General features: G+C 71.7%; 3 protein-coding genes. 1 reads left to right on the forward strand and 2 read right to left on the reverse strand.

What is annotated here, in order from left to right:
* Positions 1-77: 77 nt before the first annotated feature.
* Positions 78-1,247 carry a trypsin-like serine peptidase gene (locus tag A8W25_RS30060; protein ID WP_067167542.1) on the reverse strand — a complete coding sequence of 390 codons (1,170 nt, stop codon included), beginning with the start codon at positions 1,245-1,247 and terminating at the stop codon, positions 78-80.
* A 223-nt stretch (positions 1,248-1,470) separates the two neighbouring features.
* Positions 1,471-2,691, reverse strand: a complete 1,221-nt coding sequence (locus A8W25_RS30065) for a trypsin-like serine peptidase (protein WP_079126529.1) — start codon at positions 2,689-2,691, stop codon at positions 1,471-1,473.
* A 402-nt stretch (positions 2,692-3,093) separates the two neighbouring features.
* On the opposite strand from A8W25_RS30065, the gene A8W25_RS30070 reads away from it, so the two are divergent.
* Positions 3,094-4,503, forward strand: a complete 1,410-nt coding sequence (locus tag A8W25_RS30070; RefSeq protein ID WP_067167546.1) for a diaminobutyrate--2-oxoglutarate transaminase family protein — start codon at positions 3,094-3,096, stop codon at positions 4,501-4,503.
* Positions 4,504-4,573 lie beyond the last annotated feature (70 nt).

The raw sequence follows: 4,573 nt of genomic DNA on the forward strand, positions 1-4,573 counted from the left end.
GCTCGCTCAGGAAGTGAACAAGGCCCGTCCCCTCCGTACGAGGGGGCGGGCCTTGTCGTCGTCAGCCGTCAGCGTGCTTACCGGCCGCCGTACTTCTGACTCATCTGGGTGAAGATCTGCTGGGCGCCGGCGCCCAGCTGGGGTCCGGCGAGCCAGCCCGAAGTGACCGGGCCGATCGAGGTGTTGGAGACGAGCTCCGCCTTGCCGCTCTTACCGGTGATGAACCAGCCGCCGCCGGAGGAACCGCCGGTCATCGTGCAGCCGATGCGGTACATCGCGGGCGTGTTGGGGCTGATCGAGAGCCGGCCGGGGCGGTCGACGCACTTGAACATCTTCAGGCCGTCGTACGGCGGCGCCGCCGGGTAGCCCCAGGCGCCCATCGCGGAGACGGAGTGCGCGGCGGGCGTCGAGAAGTTGACGGTCAGCGCGTTGCCGACGGTCTCCTCAAGCGACTTGGTGCCGTTCTCCGGCTTCACGTGCAGCACGGCGTAGTCGTACGGGGCGCCGGTGCCGCCGGTGGGGCCGCCACCGGTGATCCACTCGCCCGAGGTCGAGGCCCAGTCGGCCCAGTACGCGCCGTACGGGGCGATCTCCTGCGGCTGGGCGTTGCGCAGCTGTGCCGCCGACTTGCCCTTGTCGTTGTAGGCCGGGACGAAGGCGATGTTGCGGTACCAGCCGCCCTGGGAGCCCGCGTGGACGCAGTGGCCGGCGGTCCACACGAGGTTGGACTTGCCGGGGTGCGCCGGGTCCTTCACGACGGTGCCCGAGCACACCATGGAGCCCTTGGGGGAGTCGAAGAAGACCTTGCCGACCGGGGCGGCGTAGTTGTGGTACGGCAGGCTCTCGGGCTTGGCCTGGACCGGGCGCGGCTCCGGGTCGGTGACGCCCTGGCCGCCGCTGATGTCGCCGGCGTCCATGGTCTTCTGCGGGTCCTTGGCGGACTTCATCCGCTCGGGCTTCCACAGACCGGCGATCACCGGGTTGACGTAGTCCTTGGCCTCACGCAGCCACTTGGACTTGTCCCAGTTCTTCCACTCGCCGTTCTTCCACTTGTCGAGGTCGACGCCGTGCTTCTTGAGGGCGCCGGCGACATCGTCGGGAAGACCCTGGTCGCCCTTGCCCTGGGCGGTGCTGGACGCGGACGGTTTGCTGTCCGCGCCGTCGTCGCCGGGGCCGCACGCGGTGGCCGTCAGCGCGAGTGCCGCCGCGAGGCCGGTGGAGGCCAGCAGCGGACGTATGGATCGCATGGAAACGATTCCCCCTGAGGATTTGCTCTTACGTCGTTCAGCTGCGCGCGCCCGCCCGGCAGCACACGCCGCGAAGCTGTGCGTTGCCATGGGCACGTCATACGAGAAAACGGGGTCTTCCGGGACCGCCGTTTCGCAGCCCCCCACTATGCCGGTAGCGCGTGGGGGTCTCGTACAGGGGTCAGGGAGCTCTCGTGGAGAGCTCCCTGACCCCGGAAAGGCCCTAGCGGCCCGCGTACTTCTTGCTGACCGAGTCGTACACGCCCTTGGCCTCCGGGCCCAGACGCGGGCCCGCCAGCCAGCCGGCCGTCACCGGGCCGATGGAGGTGTTGGAGACCAGCGCGGGCTTGCCGTCGGCGCCCGCGGCGATCCAGCCGCCGCCGGAGGAGCCGCCGGTCATCGTGCAGCCCAGGCGGTACATCGTCGGGGTGCTCGCGTCGAGCGAGAGCCGGCCCGGCTTGTCCTTGCACTGGTACAGCTTCTGGCCGTCGTACGGCGGCGCCGCCGGGTAGCCGTTCGCCGTCATGCTCGGGATCTTCGGCACGGCCGGGGCGTTGAAGTCCACCGGGAGGGCCGTACCGACGGTCTCCTCAAGGGACTTGCCGACCTTGCCCTTCTCGGGGGTGACGTGCAGCACCGCGAAGTCGTACGGGGCGCCCTGGCCGCCGGTCGGGCCGCCGCCCTGGATCCACTGCTGCGAGGTCTGCGCCCAGTCCGCCCAGTACACGCCGTACGGCGCGATCTGCTGCTTGGTCGCCTTCTGCAGCTGCGCGAGCGACATGTCGGCGTTGTTGTACGAGGGCACGAAGGCGATGTTGCGGTACCAGCCGCCCTTGGCGCCCGCGTGGACGCAGTGGCCCGCCGTCCACACCATGTTGGACTTGCCGGGGTGCGCCGGGTCCTTCACGACGGTCGCGGAGCAGACCATCGAGCCCTCGGGGCCGTCGAAGAAGAGCTTGCCGAGCTCCGGCAGGCTCTGGTGGTACGGGGCCTTCTGCGCCCGGGCCTTGACCGGCGCCGGGGTCGGGTCCGTCACGCCCTTGTCGCCCGAGATGTCGTTGGGGACGGGCTTCTGCGGAGGCTTGTCGGCCTTGCGCATCCGGTCCGGGTCCCACAGGTCCTGGATGATCGGGTTGACGTAGTCCTTGGCCTCACGCAGCCACTTGGACTTGTCCCAGTTCTTCCACTCGCCGTTCTTCCACTTGTCCAGGTCGATGCCGTGCTTCTTGAGCCGGTCCTTGATGTCGTCCGGGATCTGGAGGCCGTCGTCGCCGGCGGTCGCCGAAGCGGTCGGCTTGGCGTCGGCCTTGTCGTCGCCGCCCGGACCGCACGCGGTGGCGGTCAGGGTGAGAGCGGCCGTGAGGCCGAGCGCGGCCAGCACGGGGGAGTTCCGGCGTGCGCCCCTCCCACCACGGGCCGCGGAGTTCGGACGTGTCGGTCGCATGTTCTTGATCCCCCTGGGACTTCGGTACTGAAGTTGCTGATGCGCGGTGCAGCCACCGTTGCTCCACCGCCTGCACGTTACTGAAGCGAACCCGCCGGCTTGCGCGAAGCCGTCGGCTCACCTCGCCCCGGCCGAAAAGTACCGGCCGAAGTGCGGCCCCCACTATGCCGGTGCCGGTTGGGACGGTGTGCGGCAGGGCCGCGGTTCCGCTCGCCAAGGATCTTCGCGCTTGCCCGTGATCCTCCGGCCCCGGCGTCGTTGGTACGTACGGGGGACAACAGGCCAGCGTTCAGCCCCACCGTTCGCACCGGGCAACGGGCGTGCCACGGAACCGTCACAGGGACCCGGCGCGGCTGGCACAGCAGGCACAGCGGAGCGCGCACCGTGGGAGGACCAGAACTCGTGGCCGTGACCGAATCCGCGCCGGTACCGACGCCGGCCGAGCTGCCGACCACATCGCCGCGGACACCACCGGCCCACGAGGGGATCCTGCGGCGGCAGTCCCTGCGCGAGTCCGCCGCCCGGACGTACGCCCGCTCGCTGCCGATCGTGCCCGTGCGCGCCCGCGGGCTGACCATCGAAGGGGCGGACGGGCGGCGCTACCTGGACTGTCTCGCGGGCGCGGGCACCCTGGCCCTCGGGCACAACCACCCGGTCGTGCTCGAAGCCATCCGCAAGGTCCTCGACTCCGGCGCCCCGCTGCACGCGCTCGATCTGGCCACCCCGGTCAAGGACGCTTTCACCACGGAGCTGTTCACCACCCTTCCGCGCCCCCTCGCCGACCACGCGCGCATCCAGTTCTGCAGCCCGGCCGGCACCGACGCGGTCGAGGCCGCGCTGAAACTGGTGCGCACCGCGACCGGCCGCAGCGGACTGCTCGCCTTCACCGGGGCTTACCACGGCATGACGGCGGGCGCCCTCGACGCCTCGGGCGGCGCCTCCACCTCCCGGGTGACCCGGCTGCCCTACCCGCTCAACTACCGCTGCCCGTACGGCGTGGGAGGCGAACGCGGCGCCGAGCTCGCCGCCCGGTGGACCGAGAGCCTGCTCGACGACCCCAAGGGCGGGGTGCCCGCCCCGGCCGCGATGATCGTCGAGCCGGTGCAGGGCGAGGGCGGGGTGAACCCCGCGCCCGACTCCTGGATGCGCCGGATGCGCGAGATCACCGCCGCCCGCTCCATCCCGCTCATCGCCGACGAGGTGCAGACCGGGGTGGGGCGCACCGGCGCCTTCTGGGGCGTCGAGCACAGCGGGATCGTCCCGGACGTGATGGTCCTATCCAAGGCCATCGGCGGCTCGCTGCCGCTCGCCGTGATCGTCTACCGCGACGACCTCGACGTCTGGCAGCCCGGCGCCCACGCGGGCACCTTCCGGGGCAACCAGCTCGCCATGGCCGCGGGCGCCGCGACCCTCGCCTACGTCCGCGAGAACCGGCTCGCCGAACGCGCCGCGCTGCTCGGCGGCCGGATGCTCGCCCGGCTGGAGGGCCTCGCGGCGGACCACCGGGGCATCGGCGACGTCCGCGGCCGGGGCCTGATGATCGGCGTCGAGCTCGTCGACCCCGAGCGCGAGGACCCCCGCACCGGCACCGCGACCGCCGCGCCCGCGCTGGCCACCGCCGTCCAGCGGGAGTGTCTGCGCCGCGGTCTCATCGTCGAACTCGGCGGCCGCCACTCCAGCGTCGTACGACTGCTGCCTCCCCTCACCCTCACCGACGAACAGGCGGACGCCGTCCTCGACCGACTGGCCGACGCCCTCGCCGCCGCGGAGCGCGCGACCCGCCACCGGACCGACGCCGGGCCGTCCCACTGACCCGGTCCACCACACAAGGAAGCCCACCGTGAACCGCATCCCCGCACCCGACGCGCCCGACGGCCCCGGC

This window comes from Streptomyces sp. ERV7 (genome assembly GCF_001653515.1).
Lineage (GTDB): Bacteria > Actinomycetota > Actinomycetes > Streptomycetales > Streptomycetaceae > Streptomyces.